The organism is Micromonospora sp. KC606 (genome assembly GCF_004348675.1).
Lineage (GTDB): Bacteria > Actinomycetota > Actinomycetes > Mycobacteriales > Micromonosporaceae > Micromonospora.
In genome coordinates this window covers 1-17,637 of the sequence record NZ_SMKN01000019.1, presented here as the reverse complement: position 1 = coordinate 17,637, position 17,637 = coordinate 1, and the positions used below count along the sequence as shown (strand labels likewise).

Annotated in this window: 17 protein-coding genes and 1 pseudogene; 8 read left to right on the top strand and 10 right to left on the bottom strand. The window is 70.6% G+C overall.

What is annotated here, in order from left to right:
* Positions 1 to 56: 56 nt before the first annotated feature.
* Together E1193_RS07400 and E1193_RS07395 are read right to left on the bottom strand one after the other, a co-directional pair.
* Positions 57 to 638 carry a maleylpyruvate isomerase N-terminal domain-containing protein gene (locus E1193_RS07400; RefSeq protein WP_132181507.1) on the bottom strand — a complete coding sequence of 194 codons (582 nt, stop codon included), beginning with the start codon at positions 636 to 638 and terminating at the stop codon, positions 57 to 59.
* Positions 635 to 1,519, bottom strand: a complete 885-nt coding sequence (locus E1193_RS07395) for an NAD(P)-binding domain-containing protein (protein ID WP_132181505.1) — start codon at positions 1,517 to 1,519, stop codon at positions 635 to 637. The genes E1193_RS07400 and E1193_RS07395 overlap by 4 nt, the downstream gene beginning before the upstream one ends.
* A gap of 129 nt (positions 1,520 to 1,648) precedes the next feature.
* Here E1193_RS07395 and E1193_RS07390 point away from each other — a divergent pair, with 129 nt between their 5' ends.
* From E1193_RS07390 to E1193_RS33705, 4 genes are all read left to right on the top strand, one after another.
* Entirely contained in the window at positions 1,649 to 2,680 is a 1,032-nt protein-coding gene (locus E1193_RS07390) for a helix-turn-helix domain-containing protein (protein WP_132181503.1), read from the top strand.
* Between the two features lie 146 nt (positions 2,681 to 2,826).
* Positions 2,827 to 3,570: an SDR family oxidoreductase gene (locus tag E1193_RS07385; RefSeq protein ID WP_132181501.1), complete on the top strand. Its 744-nt coding sequence runs from the start codon at positions 2,827 to 2,829 to the stop codon at positions 3,568 to 3,570.
* A gap of 222 nt (positions 3,571 to 3,792) precedes the next feature.
* Positions 3,793 to 4,695, top strand: a complete 903-nt coding sequence (locus E1193_RS07380) for a glycoside hydrolase (RefSeq protein ID WP_132181499.1) — start codon at positions 3,793 to 3,795, stop codon at positions 4,693 to 4,695.
* 162 nt (positions 4,696 to 4,857) lie between these two features.
* Positions 4,858 to 5,601, top strand: coding sequence for a cellulose binding domain-containing protein (locus E1193_RS33705; protein WP_207922609.1), 744 nt, complete (start codon positions 4,858 to 4,860; stop codon positions 5,599 to 5,601).
* Between the two features lie 135 nt (positions 5,602 to 5,736).
* On the opposite strand, the gene E1193_RS07370 is transcribed toward E1193_RS33705, so the two are convergent.
* Complete coding sequence (locus tag E1193_RS07370; protein ID WP_132181497.1) at positions 5,737 to 7,464, bottom strand: right-handed parallel beta-helix repeat-containing protein; 1,728 nt, start codon at positions 7,462 to 7,464, stop codon at positions 5,737 to 5,739.
* Positions 7,465 to 7,532: 68 nt separating this feature from the next.
* Here E1193_RS07370 and E1193_RS07365 point away from each other — a divergent pair, with 68 nt between their 5' ends.
* Positions 7,533 to 8,435, top strand: a complete 903-nt coding sequence (locus tag E1193_RS07365) for a TetR/AcrR family transcriptional regulator (protein ID WP_132181495.1) — start codon at positions 7,533 to 7,535, stop codon at positions 8,433 to 8,435.
* A gap of 141 nt (positions 8,436 to 8,576) precedes the next feature.
* Here the strand turns inward: E1193_RS07365 and E1193_RS07360 are convergent, their stop codons facing one another.
* On the bottom strand, positions 8,577 to 9,074 hold the full coding sequence (locus tag E1193_RS07360; protein ID WP_132181493.1) for a DinB family protein: 498 nt from the start codon (positions 9,072 to 9,074) through the stop codon (positions 8,577 to 8,579).
* Between the two features lie 244 nt (positions 9,075 to 9,318).
* On the opposite strand from E1193_RS07360, the pseudogene E1193_RS07355 reads away from it, so the two are divergent.
* Both E1193_RS07355 and E1193_RS07350 read left to right on the top strand, forming a co-directional pair.
* Positions 9,319 to 9,654: pseudogene (locus tag E1193_RS07355) on the top strand (hypothetical protein); the annotation flags it as partial.
* A 483-nt stretch (positions 9,655 to 10,137) separates the two neighbouring features.
* Complete coding sequence (locus E1193_RS07350; protein WP_132181491.1) at positions 10,138 to 10,368, top strand: preprotein translocase YidC; 231 nt, start codon at positions 10,138 to 10,140, stop codon at positions 10,366 to 10,368.
* A 359-nt stretch (positions 10,369 to 10,727) separates the two neighbouring features.
* Here the strand turns inward: E1193_RS07350 and E1193_RS07340 are convergent, their stop codons facing one another.
* The 5 genes from E1193_RS07340 to E1193_RS07320 all read right to left on the bottom strand — a co-directional run bounded on the left by E1193_RS07340 (position 10,728) and on the right by E1193_RS07320 (position 15,580).
* A complete protein-coding gene (locus tag E1193_RS07340) occupies positions 10,728 to 11,612 on the bottom strand; it encodes a Gmad2 immunoglobulin-like domain-containing protein (protein WP_243707368.1) in 885 nt (294 codons plus the stop codon).
* Entirely contained in the window at positions 11,609 to 13,051 is a 1,443-nt protein-coding gene (locus tag E1193_RS07335; protein WP_132181489.1) for a HAMP domain-containing sensor histidine kinase, read from the bottom strand. Before E1193_RS07335 ends, E1193_RS07340 begins: the two co-directional genes overlap by 4 nt.
* A 12-nt stretch (positions 13,052 to 13,063) precedes the next feature.
* Positions 13,064 to 13,744: a response regulator transcription factor gene (locus E1193_RS07330; protein ID WP_132181487.1), complete on the bottom strand. Its 681-nt coding sequence runs from the start codon at positions 13,742 to 13,744 to the stop codon at positions 13,064 to 13,066.
* A gap of 86 nt (positions 13,745 to 13,830) precedes the next feature.
* Positions 13,831 to 14,406: a hypothetical protein gene (locus E1193_RS07325; RefSeq protein ID WP_132181485.1), complete on the bottom strand. Its 576-nt coding sequence runs from the start codon at positions 14,404 to 14,406 to the stop codon at positions 13,831 to 13,833.
* Positions 14,407 to 14,602: 196 nt separating this feature from the next.
* Complete coding sequence (locus E1193_RS07320; RefSeq protein WP_243707366.1) at positions 14,603 to 15,580, bottom strand: hypothetical protein; 978 nt, start codon at positions 15,578 to 15,580, stop codon at positions 14,603 to 14,605.
* A 995-nt stretch (positions 15,581 to 16,575) separates the two neighbouring features.
* Here E1193_RS07320 and E1193_RS07315 point away from each other — a divergent pair.
* Positions 16,576 to 17,382 (top strand): LysE family translocator, encoded by an 807-nt coding sequence (locus E1193_RS07315; RefSeq protein ID WP_243707363.1) that lies wholly within the window; start codon positions 16,576 to 16,578, stop codon positions 17,380 to 17,382.
* A gap of 58 nt (positions 17,383 to 17,440) precedes the next feature.
* Here E1193_RS07315 and E1193_RS32445 read toward each other — a convergent pair.
* Positions 17,441 to 17,637 (bottom strand): hypothetical protein (locus E1193_RS32445; RefSeq protein WP_207922608.1); only part of this gene is annotated, 197 nt, incomplete at its 5' end.

The following is a 17,637-nucleotide window of genomic DNA, read 5'->3' as shown; positions in this document are numbered from 1 at the left end:
CCCAGGATCAGCGGTCTCGCACGATGGTGACGTGCGCCGGGTGGCCCGCTCGGCCGTCACCGCACTCTCCCGTTCCACTGCCACTGCTTCCGGCGCCCGAGGCGGGTCAGGGCGATCCGGCCTGTGCACCACAGCAGGGTGTCGGCGGCGGTGTGACCGGCCGGAGCGTCCGGAAACAGTCGCTCGACCGCGGGGCCGCACAGCCAATCCGGTGGCGTCCAGTCGAGTTCGAGGGCGCGGGCGATGTCATGGGTGTGCACGACCAACTCGACGATCCCCATTGCGGCGAAACCGGGGCCGTCGGAGTGCCCCCACGGATGCCAGGCACGGACATCGGGGGTCGCCTCGCGAACGGCCCGGGCGAGGACGGTTCCGGCGATCCGGAGGCCTTCCAGGCATGCGGGGATCGGTGCGCGCGGGTCGAGCGAGGCGAAGAGCGCGATGTACCGGTCGGTTGGCTGGGCGATGAGCAGCCCGGCGTAGCCGACGACGCCGAGGGCCACGTGGTCCAGCGTCTCTCGACAGGTCCACTCCAGGCCGGTCGCGTCGCGGGACCAGTCCTGGTCGGTCGCCTTCTCCAGCACCTGGGTGCATTCGCCGGCGGCCGACGAGACCAGGCTGGGCCAGGAGCCGTTCATGCCCGGTGGGCCGGCATGAAGTGCTCGACGATGCGCGCGTAGCTGTCGAGGGCATGACCGCTGGCAACCGCCTCTTCGACGAGGCTCTTGGTGTACTCGGCTGCCATCGCGTCGATGCCCCGCGCCCGGCTCTCCTCGATCAGGTGTTCGACCGGGGAAAGGTGGGTCTCCAGCGTGGCGTCGCTCGCCGTGTAGTCGCCGGTGTCGATCTGTTCGGCGTAGGGCGTGAGGAACGAGGCGACCCCGGTGAGCCATTGCCTGGCCACTGGAAGGAAGGTGGCCGCTGGGACGTTCTCACTGCCCACCAGTGCCACGGCGTGCATGAAACCGTTGAAGGTGCTCCACATGATGCCGAGCAGCGCCACGTCGTACACCGACGCAAGGCCCACCCCGGCACCCAGGTGGATGGTGCCACCGCCAAGAGCCGTCAGCGCGGGTCGGTGTGCCGCGAATGTCTCCGACGGACCGCTGTAGAGGATGACCGCCTCCGCAGTTCCGATGCCCGGTGGGGTCATCATGATGGCGCCGTCGAGGTATCCGGCGCCGCGTTCGGCGGCCCAGTCGGCCATCGCCCGCGCCTGCGCCGACGTGCCGGATGTCAGGTTGACCAGCACCCGGCCGGCGAGGGCGTCGCTCACCGGACCGAGGATCTCGTATGCGGCCTGGTAGTCGCGTACGCAGACCACGACCAGCGGACTGGCCGAGACCGCGGCGGCGACGCTGTCCGTGCCGGCCGCTCCGGCGGCCACGAGTTCCTCGGCCCGGCCAGCCGTACGGTTCCACACCGTCGTCGGGTGCTCGCCGGCCAGAAAGGCCCGGGCCAGCGCCTGACCCATCATGCCGAGGCCGATCACCGTCACCGGCACGCGTCCTTCGCCCATCGTCGTGTCCCCCACTTCGTACGGGCCGCTTTCCGGCCCGGCAGGGAACAACGCTCGCATCGGATCACCTCACCGAACAGTGGCGGGCTTGACAACCTTCGCCAGTTTCCTGCCACTACTCTGGCGTTCATGAACACGCACACGGTGGCGGCCTCCGTCATCGACGACATCCCCCTGACCCCGTGGGACGTGTACGAGCTGGGCATCGCGTGCGCGGTCTTCGGCGGGTCGCACAGCGACCTGGCCGACCCCTGGTACGACTTCCGGCTGTGCGGAATCCGACCGGGCGCCGCGCACGGCGGGCCGGGCCTCGTGGTGAACACCAACCACGGAATGGCCGATCTTGCCGACGCCGACACCGTGATCGTGCCGTCGGTGCCGGACGACTGCGTCACCGGCGACCGACCGTTCCCGCCCGAGCTGCTCGAGGCGCTCCGTCGCGCCGGCAACGCCGGGGCGCGAATCGTCTCGCTGTGCAACGGCGCCTTCGCCCTCGCCGCCGCCGGCCTACTCGATGGCCGTCGGGCCACCGCCCATTGGGCCCACACGGAGTTGCTGGCGAGACGCTATCCGGCGGTCCACGTCGACGACTCTGTGCTGTACGTCGACGAGGGGCAGATCCTCACCAGCGCTGGGCTCAGCGCGGGGCTCGACCTGTGCCTGCACCTCGTGCGGCGCGACCTCGGCGCGCACGTCGCGAACCAGTTGGCCCGCCGCATGGTGGTCCTCGCCCATCGGCCCGGCGGGCAGGCGCAGTTCATCGAGCGCCCGGTCTCGCCCAGCGACGACGACAGCCTCGCCCCGGTGCTGCACTGGGCCATGGAGAAACTCGACCGGCCGCTGTCGGTGGATGCCCTGGCCGCACGGGCACGGATGAGCCCGCGCACCTTCCACCGCCGCCTGCTCGCCGCAACCGGACTCACGCCGATGAAGTGGCTGCTGACCCAGCGCATCGCCCGGGCGCAGGCCCTGCTGGAAACCACCGACCTGCCGATCGACGGAGTCAGTCGGCGCAGCGGGCTGGGTACGGCGAACAATCTGCGCCGGCATTTTTCCCTCCATGTCGGGCTGTCACCGACGGACTACCGGCGCGCGTTTCCCGCCGGTGTGGAGCACCAACGGACGCCCGGCAGCCCGGTCGCGGTGTCCCGGGCCGGCTGAACCAGGGCGAACGAGAGCGGTATCTGCAGCCACACCGCCGGTTACCGTCACGACGGTTGCGTGGCCTGCGTGGTGATGCCGGCGGCGCGAACGTGACGTCCGATCACCGCCGGACAGCTCGGTCCTCGTCCAGCAGGCTCTGCCTCATGAACAAGTCACTTGATGGCAAGGTCGCTCTGGTAACCGGTGGCGGTCGCGGCATCGGCGCTGCCGTGGCGTCGCGCCTGGCCCAGGAGGGCGCCGATGTGGCGCTGACGTTCCAGCAGAACCAGCAGCGCGCCGACGACGTGGTGGACCAGATCAAGGCCGCGGGACGGCGGGCGATCGCCGTACGGGCCGACAGTTCCGACCCTGCGGCGGTGGTCGCCGCGGTGGACCGGGTCGCCGGTGAGCTGGGTCGGTTGGACATCCTGGTCAACAACGCCGGCGCGTTCCTGCTCGGACCGCTGGAGCAGCTAAGCCTGGCGGAGTTCGAGCAGACGATGGCGGTCAACGTCCGGGCGCCGTTCGTCGCCTCACAGGCCGCGGTGCGCCACATGCCGGCCGGTGGGCGGATCATCAACATCGGCAGCAACGTGGCCGAGCGGGCGGTCTTCCCGGGCTTCTCGCTGTACGCGACGAGCAAGACCGCCCTGATCGGCCTGACCAAGGCGCTCGGGCGCGAACTCGGCAACAGGGCGATCACCGTGAATCTGGTGAACCCGGGGGCCACGGACACCGAACTGAACCCGGCCGACGGCCCGAACGCCGAGACGATCAACGGGTTCACGGCTCTCGGCCACTACGCAGAACCAGCCGACGTCGCCGCCGCGGTGGCGTTCCTCGCCGGCCCGGACGGACGCTACGTCACCGGGGCGACGCTCAACGTCGACGGCGGCTTCACCATCTGATCGCCGGCCGCCCCCGCCGTGGGCACGGCTGCGGCCCGTTCCCGGTATGCGGGTGGGACGGGCCGCAGCCCGTGCTCAGCCGCGAGGAGTTCCCGGGATGACGTCGCCCGGCCGCCGCGCCCGTGGGCTTGCCTTCACCGAGCCCTTTCTGAAATTCTCGTTCATCAATTCGATTGATTTCGATGAATGGTCGGGCCCGCACGGGCCCGGGAGGGAGTGGCCATGTCCCGCACCCACCGGCGGGTCACGCAGGCCCTGGTCGCGGCGGCGGTGCTGCTGGGGTCGGGCGTCGTGGTCGCCTCCCGCCCGACGAGCGCGTACGCGGCCTCGGCGGCGACCATCAACGGGTCCAGCGTGTTGCAGCCGATCGACGGATTCGGCATCTCGGAGCACTTCGGCAGGGCCAAGATCATGGGCGGCTCGCAGGGGTTGTCCGCGCCGCGCCAACGGGAGATCCTCGACCTGCTGTTCAGCCGCTCCACCGGCGCCGGACTGAGCATCCTGCGGCTCGGCATCGGCTCGACCCCCAACACCTCCATCCAGCCGACCGACCCGGGCGGCCCCAACGCCACACCACGGTACGTGTGGAACCGCGACGACGACGGCCAGGTCTGGCTGGCCAAGCAGGCCCAGGCGTACGGGGTGTCCCGGTTCTACGCCAACGCCTGGAGCGCCCCGGGCTACATGAAGGACAACGGCGACCAGGCCAACGGCGGCACGCTGTGCGGGTTGTCCGGGACGTCCTGCCCCAGCGGCGACTGGCGCCGCGCGTACGCGAACTACCTGGTGCAGTACGCGCGCTTCTACGCCCAGGAGGGCGTCACCATCAACGATCTGGGCTTCACCAACGAACCGAACTGGACGACGTCGTACTCCTCGATGCGGTTCACCCCGGCGCAGGCGGTCGAGTTCGCGAAGATCGTCGGGCCGGTCGCCAACACCGCCGGGCTCAGGGTCACCTGCTGTGACGTCGTGGGCTGGAGCGGTCAGCGCACGTACACCTCGGCTGTCGTGGCCGACGCCGAGGCGCACCGCCAGGTCGGCCTGCACACCGGCCACTCGTACGGCAGCTACCCGACCTCACCGCTGCCGGTCACCGGGCGGAACACCTGGATGTCCGAGTAGTCGCCGGACGGCGACAGCTGGAACGAGGCATGGGACGACGGCAGCGGCTACGACGGCTTCCGGGTCGCCAACGAGATTCACACCGCGCTCACCGGCGGCCAGGTCAACGGGTACGTCTACTGGTACGGCGCGTCCACCGGCGCCACCCGCGGGTTTATCCAGATGAACGGCGACGGCTACCGGGTTTCCAAGCGGCTCTGGGCGATGGCGGCGTACAGCCGCTTCGTCCGCCCGGGCGCCAACCGGATCGGCGCGACGACCTCGGACGGCCACCTGCGGCTGTCCGCCTACCGCAACGGCGACGGCTCGGCCGTGGTGGTCGCTCTCAACGCGGCCAGCAGCGCCAACCAGGTGTCGTACGCCCTGCGGAACACCGGGTTCAGCACCGGCACGGCCACCCCGTACCTGACCAACGGCTCGGCCAGCATGACCGCGCAACCGTCGGTCGCGGTGGGCGGCGGCACCTTCAGCGCGACCGTGCCGGCCCGGTCGCTCGTCACGTACGTCATCCGTGCCGGCGGCACGGTGACCCCCTCGCCGACGACCACGCCCACCACCGCGCCGCCGACGACCCCGCCGCCGGGCGGCGCGGGGTGCCGGGTGACGTTCACGAACAACTCCTGGAACACCGGCCTGACCGCCGGCATCACGATCGCCAACACCGGGACCACGGCGATCAACGGCTGGTCCCTGGCGTTCACCCTGCCCGCCGGGCAGACCATCACGAGCGGCTGGAACGCCAACTACAGCCCGACCAGTGGGCAGATCACCGCCCGGAACGTCAGCTACAACGCGGCCATCCCGGCCAACGGATCGGTGAACATCGGCTTCCAGGCCAACCACACCGGCAACACGGCGACGCCCGCTTCGTTCAGCCTCAACGGCAGTCCCTGCACGGTGGGGTAGGGACAGCCGTGCCGGAACCGGCGAGGTCCGGCCGGTTCGGCGGCGAGGGGTCAGCGGCTGACGGGCCGGCCGGCGGTGCCGGGTGCCGCCGCTTCGTGCCGGGACGCCCGGGAACGATGCGGCGGCGTGGCCCCGTCAGCGGCGGTTTCGGCCCAGTCCGGCCCGGTCCCGGATTTCGGCCGTCGCCGCCTTCAGCGCCTCCTCGTCGGCCAGCGTCCTGTTGTCCTCGTAGGTGACCCCCTCGGGCGGTTCGGCGGCACCGACCGGGTCGGCGTCCCAGAAGTTCCCCCGGTAGACGACGTTCTCCAGGGGTGGCGAGACCAGCAGGATGGCGGTGTTGTCCGCACGGACGACCACGTTGTTCTCGACGGTGACCCACGCGGCCCCGTAGTCGGTGTAGAGCCCGAAGTTGTACGGGGTACGGGTGTCCTCGATGACGTTGCCGCTGACCACCGCGCCGTTCTGCGCGGACTCGCCCTGCGGGCCGGCCAGGTAGATCCCGCCGCCGTCGGCTAGCACGCCCATGGTGCGGACCGTGTGGTTGTGCAGGACACGGCTGCCCGCACCCGGTCCGACAACGATGCCGCAGTGGGGCACGTCGGCGACTTCGTTGTGCGTGATGGCGCAGTCCCGGGTGCCCGTGACCGCGATACCCGGGGAGCCGGAGTAGTCCAACCCGATGTGCTGGACGTGGTTCTCCTCGATCAGGACCTCGGCCGCGTCGACGACGGTGACGGCCCCAGCCGACAGCAGGTCGAAGTCGCAGCCGCGTACTGTCACGCGCTCGCCACCGGAGATGCCCAGGCCGGTCGCGCCCATCCGGGTGAACCGACATCCCTCGATCTCCACCCCGGCGCTGCCGGTGAGCATCACGCCGGCGGGGATGGCGGACGGCGTGGCGGGCACCGTCACCCACGCCCCCTCACCGAACGGCACCCGGTTGATCTGGCCGCCCTCGTAGAAACCGCTGCCGTGGTAGTGCAGGAATCCCCTTCCACTGCTCGGCTGTGACCAGGATGCCTCGGCGAAGACCAGGCCGCGGAAGGAGACGTCACGGGCACCGTCCGCACGGAGCAGTGGTTCCAGTACTGGCGCGACCACCCTGGCCCGTTCCGGATCCTCGCCCTCCCGTGGGAGATAGCGCACCACGTGCTGGCCCGGGCGTGAGCGGTCCAGGACAAAGGTGCCGGGCTCGGTGAGGAACGAGGCGTCGTTCTCCACCCGGGTGGGCAGACCGGGCCCGCTCATGGTCTCGCCTTCGTAGACGGAGTTGTAGAGGTCGATCGCCCAACCGAACGCCGGCTGAACCATGGTGATGGTGACCGGATCTGCGCCGGTCACGGTGGCGACGGGACAGCGCGCCTCGGTCCAGGGGTAGACGCCCCGGTAGACGAATTCGACATCGCCCGGACTGCGCCAGCCGAGCGGTTCGGTGCTGTCGGTGACGTAACCGGTCGCCGTCCTGGTCGCGTTTCCGGGCAGGCCGTCGACGCCGGCGCGTTCGGCCCGGCGCCCGTCGACATAGAGCTGGCGGGTGTTCAGGTCGCCCACCTCGGCGAGCCAGACCCCGTCCTCGATGCGCCAGCCGGTGAGTTCACGGCCGCCGCTGATCACGGCCTCCTCCTGCTCCTGCGTCCCGTAGCCGTGGGCCTGGTAGATGATCCGGTGACCGTCGCGGCCGGAGTCCGCCTCGGTCAGTGTGAGCGGCTCGGTCAGCGGGTGAACGCCGGCCCTGAGTTGGATGAGAACCTCGCCGGCCGTGGCGCGGGCCGCGTCGCGGGCGCGGGCGATCGTGGCGAACGGACGTTGCGACGTGCCGGGCCAGGAGTCGTCACCAGCGGGGGCCACATGGAATTCAGGCATGGAAGTATCACCCTTTGCTGTTTATGGCGTAAACAGGATTCGGTTACTATAGACGGAAGGAGGCGATCATGACGAGACATCGGGCCGGGGATCCAGACGAGGGGGTCGAGCTGCTGTGGCGGCACGAGGCCGCCGGGTCGCGGCCAGGGCTGACCCTGCACCGGATCGTCCGTGCCGCGGTCGAGGTGGCCGACGCCGATGGGCTCGAAGGCCTGTCGATGCGCAAGGTCGCCGATTGGCTCGGCTTCACCTCCATGTCCCTCTATCGGCACGTCCCCGGTCGCGACCACCTCATCGACCTCATGTGTGACGCGGTCATGAGCCTTCCCGACACCCCGCCCACAGGGGCGACCGAAGCGGACGCCCCTACCGGGCCGGGTTGGCGGGCGCGGCTGGAATCTTGCGCCCGGGAAAGCTGGGAACTGCGGAAACGGCATCCCTGGCTGGCCGAGGTGCGCGGCACCCGACGCGTGCCGGGCCCCCACAGCGTCGCGCGTTACGAGCGGATGCTGAGCGCCGCCGCCGGCACGGGGCTGCCACCGGCCCAGGTGGTCTCCGTCGTCAACCTGGTTGGCCGGTTCATCGACGCCGAGGCGCTGCGACTAGTGGAGGTGGCACGGGAGGAACGGCTCAGTGGGGTGACCGAGGATGAGTGGTGGGCCGCCCGCGACTCGCTCTACGCCAGACTCGACTGCTACCCGACCCTGACGCGCCTCTGGCAAGCCGGAGGCTACGACGACCCCGAGGATCCGTTCGAATTCGGATTACGGTGTTTACTCGATGGCGTCGAGGCTCTGGTCCGCCGCTACCGGGGCGAGGTGCGTGATGAAACTCGTGACGAAAGGTGCCAGGTTTGCGGCAACCAGGTCGAGCACTCCGGCACCGGACGCCCCCGAAGGTACTGCTCCCGGGCCTGCCAGCAGAGCGCCTACCGCCAGCGCAGGTCTGACCATGGTCGCCGTCCGGACTGAAACCCCACGGCCTGGTGGTCGACGCAGGTGCGCTGCCCACGTCGGGTGGCGCTCGCCCGTGGCACGCCCGAGCGCCCCACCCACGAGTGCCCGCCCATGCTCCGTGGCACGTCTGCCCTGGCGGACACGGACGACGGCGAGCTACTGGCGCAACAGCTGCTCGCGCAGAATGTCCGCGTGCCCGCAGTGCTGGGCGAGCTCACGCAGCACGTGCAGGTACACCCAGCGCAGCGGCAGCGGGCCGCGCCGGTTCCCGTACACCATGTCGTCCAGCCCCAGCAACGACGTCGCGCGGCGGGAAGCCGCACACGCTTCACGGTGTGCGAGCTGGACGGTGGCGATGGTGTCGTCGTCATGCAGGATGAAGGACTCGTCCGGTGTCGCCGGAATGCCGATCTCGGTACGCGGCCGGCACGTGACGGCCTCGTCGAACCAGACCTTCTCGACGAACGTGGCGTGCTTGACCAGGCCGAGCAGCGTCGTCCGGGAGGGCACCAGGGACCGGCGCGCCTGTTCCTCGGTCAGCCCGTCCAAGCAGTCGTGCAGTGCCCTGCGATGCTCGTCGAGGAACGCCTCGAACTGGGCCCGGACCGGCTGCCCGATGACGTCTTCGGCGAGGGTGGCCGGCAGGGAGGACATACGGAAAGCATCGCAGGGCCTTCGCCCCGGAGCAACCACCCGGATTCCGTCCCGGCATCGGGTGAAGATCCGCGGCCCGGCGCTCGTGGTGCCCCGCGACGGGCGGCCAGCCAACGAGGGCGCCCGGTCGCATCAGGTGAGCGGTATGGACCGTCCACACCTCTCAAGATCCCGGACACCCGCTGCCACGGACATACCGGCTAGGCTGTGCGGGTGCATGCAGCGGTGCCCTGGAGTGACGTCGGTGGCTGACGTCGACGATGTGCGCCGGCTGGCGCTGGCGCTGCCGCACGTGGTGGAGATCGACAGCGACGGCTTCGACTTCCGGGTCGCCGACAAGGGCTTCGTCTGGTCCTACCCCGAGCGCCGGCCCGGTTCGCCGCGCCGGATCCGCACCGACATCGCCGTGCTGTACGTCGGAGACGAGGCGGAGAAGCAGGCGTTACTCCTCGGCGAGCCCGAACTCTTCTTCACCACGCCCGCGTACGGCGGCCTGCCCCTGGTCATGCTGCGGCTGACCCGGGTGAGCGTTATTCGCCTGACGGAACTCGTCACCGACGCGTGGCGCATGCGTGCCCCGGACTCGCTCGTCGGCGACCCCGATGATGCCGTGGGCGCCTCGACGGGTCTGGACAAGCCGCTGATCGGCGGTGGCGTCCCCGGCCCGTGGGGTCGATCGGCGGCGGGCGAGGAGCCGGGCGGTGGCCGCCGGTAGCAGGGCGGCCGCGACGGCGACAGCGACGGTCAGGGCACCCAGCAGGGTGGTCCGCCACGGCCAGGCGTCGCCGGTCAGGCGCAGGTGCCGCGCCGGGTACCCGGTGAACTTGGCCGTGGTGCGGGCCGTTGCCTGGTCGGTGTGTTCGGCCAGGTCGCGCAGGACCGGGTCGAGGGAGAACTCGCCGTGGGGCCGGTTGGCGTACGGAAGGGACGCGTCGAGGTGGCGCACCCGGCGTGTCTCAGCAGGGCCGGGCCGACGGCCGCGCCGTGTCTGAAATCGACGTTTCGTCGCGATTATCCCGGGTAGCTCCACGGCGGACGACACCGACGCAACGGGAGGCACCGCATGGGATATCGGGCGCGCGACGGTGAGCTGCCGGTCGACCCGGAGCACGCCGAGGACGAGGTTGGTCAGGCGCGGCTGGTCCAGGTCGAAGCGGACACCGACGTGCCGACGCCGGACGGTGCGGAGCCGGACGTGGTCACCGAGGACGACGGCTCAGGTGTGGCCGGTGGCGCCTCGGGCAGCAGCGGCGGCGGCTCCGGTATGCCGGGACACCCGGACGCCGCCCGCTGACAGCGGTGCGACCGTACGGCCACCGACTACCGTGCACGGCGGGCACTGCCGGCGGGCGGCCGTGGCCCGCGCCCTGGGCCTCGGGCAGCAGGTCGATGTGCAGGTGAGCCGGGTAGGCGGCCAGTTGTGGCAGAAGCATCCGCTCCGGCCGGTGGTGCAGGGCGATCATCTCCTCGTCAGCGGCCGGGTGGGTGCCGGGTACCGGTGCGCCAGCCGGGGAACCCACTTCTCCCGGTAGGCGCGCACGAAGGAGGGGGTGTCCGCCGTGCCGAGCACGTGCCCGACAACCCGCTCCCCTGCGCCACCACGTAGGCCAGATCCGGTTCGAGATGGAGGTAGGGGCCGGCGCGTCGGTGTCGTCAGCGGCTGGCGGCGAGCCGTACGGGCACCGCGACGAGCTTGGTCCGCGACCCGTCCGCCGGTGACACCTCGTACACCTCGACCGTGCCGGCCTGCTCCCGGTCGAGCCGGTAGACCAGGGAGACGCGGTAGTCGCCCCGACAGCCGGTGCCACAGCTGGCGGTGCTGAACGTGGTGGCGATCTCGCGGCCGGAGCCGTCGAGGACGCGAACGCTCACGGTGGCCTCGAACACGTCCGCCGTCCCGGCGACCGTGACCGGGCTGGCGATCCGCACGCCGATCGCGGGGGTGGTAACGACAATCGGCGGCAGCAGGTCGGCGTAGTCGGTGCGGTCGACCGAAGTGGCGGTGCCGAAGCGGACCCGCCGCACGGTGGGGAACTGGGTGAGTGTCCAGACGACCTGTGCCTCGCGCAGCCGTACCGCGGCCGGCCCGCCGGTCGTCGGCACCGCCCCGAGCACCGCCGTCGCCTCGGCGATCCGGGTGACCTCGACGCCGGTGGGCACCAGCGTGGCCAGCCCTGCCGATGCCTCCGCCGCCGTCGGCCCGGCCGCCAGCTCGGCCAGCGCCAGGCGGGACGTGGCCAGGGTCGCCGGACGGGTACGCCGGGTCGGGACGATCCGTCCGTCCCTGACATACCACAGCTCGACGGTGACCGTACGGGATGGCTGCGCGGTCGGAGCCGGTGGCGTACTGGTCTCGGTCGGGCGCGGCGCTTCGGGCGATGGGCCGGTCGGCGGCGGCTCCGGGGCGATGACGGGCGGGGTCGGCGGGGTCGACGTGGCCGCCGTCGGCGCCGGCCCGAGGGAGCCCGACCGGGGCTCACCGCACCCGCCGACCACGACCATGGTGAGGACGGCCAGGACGCCCATCGTCCGCCTCACGGCGCACCTCCCGGTACGGGCCGCCGGTCGGCGCGCGGTTCCCGGGTAGGGGTGCCCGGCGGGCCTGCGGCGGGGAGCGCGAGCCGAAAGAGGGTACCGACGCCGGGTGTGCTGGCCACGCTCAACCGGCCGCCGAGCAGGCGGGTGTTCTCCCGGGCGATCGCCAGCCCGAGCCCACTGCCCGGGTGGGAGCGGGCCGGGTCGACCTTGTAGAAGCGGTCGAAGAGGTGGGGCAGATGCTCGGCGGAGATACCCGGGCCCTCGTCGGCGACGTCGAAGACGACGTCCGCGCCTGTGTGACGGGCACAGACGCGTACCTCACCGCCGCCGTGCTCGACCGCGTTGGCGAGCAGGTTCCCGAGGACCCGTTCCAGCCGACGGGGGTCGGTCCGCAGGTCGACGCGGGCCACGTCGACGGCCACCAGCTCGGTCCAGGCCCGTGCCCGCAGAACCGACCGTAGCAGCGCCGCGGCGTCGACCGTGGTCACGGCGAGTGGTTCGCGGCCCGCGTCCAGGCGGGAGATCTCCATCAGGTCCTCCACCAGCCGACGCAGCCGGACCGCGTCGGTGACCAGCAGTTCCCCGGCGCGCCGGGCGTCGGCCGGCAGCTGGTCCAGGTGGTCGCGCAGCAGCGAGGCCGCGGCCACCAGGGCGGTGACGGGGGTACGCAGCTCGTGCGCGACATCGGCGGTGAACCGCCGCTCCCGGGCCTGTGCCCGGGACAGCGCCTCGATCTTGGCCTGGAGCGCCTCGGCCATCTCGTTGAACGATGCCGCCCAGACGCTGAACTCGTCCCGGCCGCGGACCGGCAGCCGGGTGGCCAGCAGCCCTTCGGTGAGCGCCCGGGCGGCCCGGCTGGCCCGGTCCACCGGGTCGAGGGTGCGGCGGGCGAGGGTGTGCCCCACGGCGGCGGCGAGCAGCACGACCAGCACCCAGCCGGCCAGCAACGCGGTGCGGAGTTGGTCGAGTTCGGCGGCGATGTCGTCCTCGACGGTGACCACGTACAGCTCGGCGGTCGAGCCGGGAACACGACCGCCGACCACGAGCAGCCGGGGGCGGGCCTGTGGGGCCGACCGTTCGTAGCCGAGTTGCCCGGCCGCCACGGTCGCCCGCAGTCGCCCACCCGGCGGCGGCGCGTACGCGGGGTTCGACGGGTACGTCCCGCCGTCGACGAGCACCACGTGCCGGCCACTGCCCTCGAAGCTGGTCAGCAGCTCGCTCCGGCGTTGCGCGGTGAGCGGCACGAACTGCCCGGCGAGCACCAGCCGGTAGCGGGCGTCCGCCGCGGCCTGCTGCACAGAGGCGTCGAACCGGGCCTGCCGCAGCAGTGCGTACGACCCACCGGCGAGCAGCCCGGCGGAGACCCCGGCGACGAGCACGAACGCCACGGTCAGCCGGCGGCGCAGGCGGCCGGGGACGACGGGATCCGCTGTCCGCACCGGGCACCTACCTCACGTCGGTGACAGTTTGTAACCGGCACCCCGCACCGTCCGGACCAACCGGGGGTGGGCCGGGTCGTCCTCGACCTTTGCGCGCAGGCGCTGCACCGCCACGTCGACCAGCCGGGAGTCGCCGAGGAAGTCGTGGTTCCACACCCGCTCCAGCAGCAGTTCGCGGGTGAAGACCTGGCCAGGCCGGCGGGCCAGCTCCAGCAGGAGCCGGAACTCGGTGGCCGTCAGCGCGAGGTCCCGTCCGTGCTTGCGGGCCACGAAGCTCGCCGGATCGATCTCCAGCCCGCCGACCTCGATGGTGGTCGGTACGGGCAGATCGGTGGCCCGGCGCAGCACCGACCGGACCCGGGCGACCAGCTCCGGCAGGTCGAACGGCTTGCGCAGGTAGTCGTCGGCGCCGCACTCGAGCCCGACGACCACGTCGATGGTGTCCGTCCGGGCGGTCAGCATGAGGATCGGCACTCTGCTGGTCCGCCGGATCTCCCGGCAGACCTCGAACCCGTCCAGACCGGGCAGCATCACGTCCAGGACGATCAGGTCGACCGGCCGGGCCCGCCACGCGGCGATCCCCGACCGGCCGTCGACGGCGGTGTCCACCCGGAAGCCGGCGCGTCGCAGGCCGAGGGCGGTGACCTCACGGATGGAGGCGTCGTCCTCGACGATGAGCACCCGGCCATCCATGCGGTGAGCCTAGCTGGGTGAGGCTCCCCGCTGACCTGGCAAAACGGTTGGTGTGCGGGCCCGGCCGGCGCCGGCCCGCACGGTCGTCACTCCTGCCACTGGTGGGCGACGTCGAGCACGATCCGGCTGTGCGGGCCGGGGCCGGCCAGGACGAACGCCCGGAACGGCAGCCGCGCCCGCACCCCGACCGCGAAGGTGGTGTAGCCCTCGAAGCTGCCGCCGAACACCACGTCCCGCAGCGTTCGGTAGCGCAGCACGTTGGCCGTGTGCTCGCCGACCCGGTAGGGGACGGTGGCAACATGACCGTCGTCGTACGACGGGGCCCGCAACGAGACCCGCAGCAGCTCGTCCCCGGCGGTGTACGGCGACAGCGGCAGACCCTCTCCCTCGGTCCACGTCTCACCGTAGGTCACGGTGTAGCCGCTGACCGGGCCGGCGAACTCGAAGACCACCCGGTCGAAGCAGTCGTGCCGGCCCGTCCGCACGTCGACCAGTGGGGCGGTGCTCAGCGAGCCGGCCGCCTTCGTACCGCTGCCCCAGGTGATTCCGCAGTACGGCGACCCGGTCGCCGCCTTCGTGCTCGCGACCGTGCCGGTGCCTCCGCCACCGACCAGGCCGGCGACCACGACCGCCATCACCGTGAGTGCACTCCTGATCCGCATCTGTCTCCTCCTCGTCCGACCGTGTCGGTGCCGACCTCCGTCATGCCGGCACCTCGGAGTCCACGGTGGAGGCGGATCACGGCAGCGACTTCGCCGTGTCGTAACACGGAAGTAACAGCGCCGGCTCTCGCCGCCGCGGCGCAGGTACGTGGGGGAAGCCCCGGCCGACGGCCGGGGCTTCCGATGAGCATGTGGCTCACGCCGGGGAGATGCTCTCCGCGTAGTCGTAGAGGCTCTTGATGTCGTTGTCGAAGTACGGGCCGTCGAACTGCCCGTTACCCGGGTTGTCGCCGTGACTCACGACGCTGTTGATGTACCCGTAGCCGGTCTGGTCGTTGTACTCCTGCAGCCAGGGTCCGCCGCTGGAGCCGTAGGTCATGTTGCAGTACATCCGGATCTGCTGACCGCCGGCGTGCCAGGTGTTGCCCTGGCAGAAGTACTGGCTCTCGCCGCCGCCCAGGTTGGACGGGTAGCCGAGCGCGGTGACGTAGACGTTGTAGCCGTAGTTCCAGCGCAGGCCGTTGCCGCCGACGGTCTCGACCACCTTCGCGCCGTAGATACCGCCGTTGTTCATGATGGCGATACCCATGTCCTCGTCGAGGTTGCTGTTGCTGGCCCAGGCGGTACGGGTCGTGAGGTTGTACGCCACGAAGGTGCCGAACGGCCGGACGCCGTTACGGTACCGGGGGACGAACTGCCAGTTGCTGTACCACGTCCCGCCGCGGCCCTGGTGCACGCAGTGGCCCGCGGTGACGACCAGACGCCGCTTGCCGCTGGCGACGGTGCTGGCCGAGCAGGAGGCGAGCCCGCCGGTGGGGGTGGTGAAGTAGACCTTGCCGACGGTCTGCGACTCGTTGAGCTGGACGCGGATGTCGTCGCCGCTGGCGATGCTCGGCTTCACCGGCGCGACCGCGCCCACCGGTCCGTCGGGCTTCGGCGCGCGGTGCGACGACTCGGTGGCGCGGGCGGGCCTGGCGAAGTCCAGGTCGACGGCCTTCGCCATGCGCTCCGGCGTCCAGAACGCGGCGACCTCCTTCGCGACGGCCTCGCTGGTGATCGCGCGACCGTCACTGGTGCGGGCGACGCTGGTCGTGTTGCCGTTCCGGTCGCTCGTGGACGGCTTCGCCTCGGCGGGCGCGCCGGTCACGACCAGTGCGAGCGCCAAGCTGGCCATTGCGGACCATTGCAGAGCGGATTTCAAGAGGTTCTCCCTTGTCCGTGGTGCTCCATACGGGCTACCGCATCGTATTGAGGGCTCTTGATTGATCGGTATCCCGCAGCAATGACAGAAGCCCGACATTGACTTTTCGGCAACCGAAAAGGTTGCCACATTTCATCCAAACGGGAAATTGACCAGCGAGCAGAGCCCACGGGAGCGATCCGACGCCAACCGGGCGTTTTGCTGCTTCTGTCGACGAGTAGCGCTTTGTCGACATGCTCAGCCACCCGCCGGCAGGGCCGAATGACGCCAATAGGAAGCGGTTCTACCGATTTGGCCGCTGCAATATGCCGGCTTCGTTCGGCAAATCGTGTCTGGTTCAGGAAAACGCCAGAATCGTCGGGTCGCGAATGCGATTCCCACCACGAGCTAATCCATTCGACCACCTCCGGCCCTCGGGGCACCCTGATCCACATCGTTAAAACTTCCCGCCATTCAGGACAGATCCCACGCGCCGGAAAACAGCGCCGTCACAGCGCCAATGTCCAGGTCATCGCCGCCCCGACCAGCCATCCGGCCTGGATCTCACCCGCCCCGCCCGGGTCAACCCAAGACCTGAACGCCGTCCGGCAGCACCGTTGCCGTACCGTTTTCGGGCCGGGAGCCCGGCCCAGGCCCAGCGTGATGCCAAACGCTCCCACGTCAAGATTCGCCCCCACCGGTTCTCGTATTTCAACCCACCGAAAAGCCACGTCCCGGCGCTCGAGACAGTCCACAGCGAGGACCGCGCGTGGGCATCACTTCGCCGGTAAATGCAGAAGCAGGATCACTATGGCTCACGCGGCGACCGGGGCGCTATTCCCACCAGCAAGAATTTGCTAACGCGAGGCCGCTACATGGTCAGCCCGAAGCACACCCGGCGCCGCATGAGTGGGAGCAGCCGAAGGCTCAACCTCGATCCGTCGAAGCGCTTTTATCCCCGGTAGCCTGAATCGGGCTCGATCGAGAGTGTGTCGTTCTCCGTGTTTTGGGCCTGCGGTTTTGTTTCAGGTTTAACCACGACCACGGTCGTCTGGTCAGCGGTGGCCACGTCCAGCGTGACGAACAGGGCTCGCCTTGCCGGCGGCAGCAATGCGGTTGAATCGCACTTGCGCCGTAGTCATGCTGTCGCCATGGATCTTGTCGTCTCGCTGCCCGCGTTCCTGGTCGCGGTGGTCCTGATCTCGGCTTCACCCGGCCCGGCGATGGCGCTGATCCTGCGCCGCGCCGCCGTGCGCGGGTTTTCCGGTGCCGTGCCGACGGTGCTCGGGCTCGAGGTCGGCCTGTACCTGTGGGCGCTGTTCGCCGCCGCCGGCCTGGCGGCGCTGGTGGCCGCCTCGGAGATCGCGTACCTCGTGCTCCGCGTCGTTGGCGCCGGCTTCCTGCTCTACCTCGGGATCAAGGCGTGGCGCTCGGCGTGGCGCAGCCGCACGAGCGCGGCGAGCCCCGCCGATGACACGCCGGTCGACCCGAATACCGGGTGGGTGAAGGCGTTCGGTGAGGGTGCGCTGGTCATGCTGGCGAACCCGAAGGCCGCCGCTTTCATGATCGCGTTCTATCCGCAGTTCGTGCCGGCCGGCTGGCCGTTGTTCACCACGACCGCGCTGCTCGCGGTGCTCCAGGTGGCCATCGAGATCGTGCTGTACCTGACCCTGGCGGCCGTGGTCGGTCGGGCCAGCGGGTGGTTCCGCCGGTCCACGGTCCGGCGCCGGCTCGACGCGATCAACGGCACCGTCCTCGTCGCCCTCGGCGTGCGGATGGCCACCGAGGGCCGCTGAGCGGCGATTGCTCGGCAATCGGTGACCGAGGTGCCGCGGGGTCGGGGTCAAGGTCGGGCTACCTCGATGTCTGTCCGGTCACGATGGCCGAGAACTCGTCGCCGGAGTTGAGTCTTGTCACGAGGTTCAGGACGGCTTGGGATCCTCCGTTCGCCTCGATCCACCTGTGCACCTCGCAGGCGGATTTGGCGTAGATCAGCTCGTCGGCGGTGGCCGCAGCTAGGAGCGTGGGTCGGTAACGGGCAACCTGTGGGG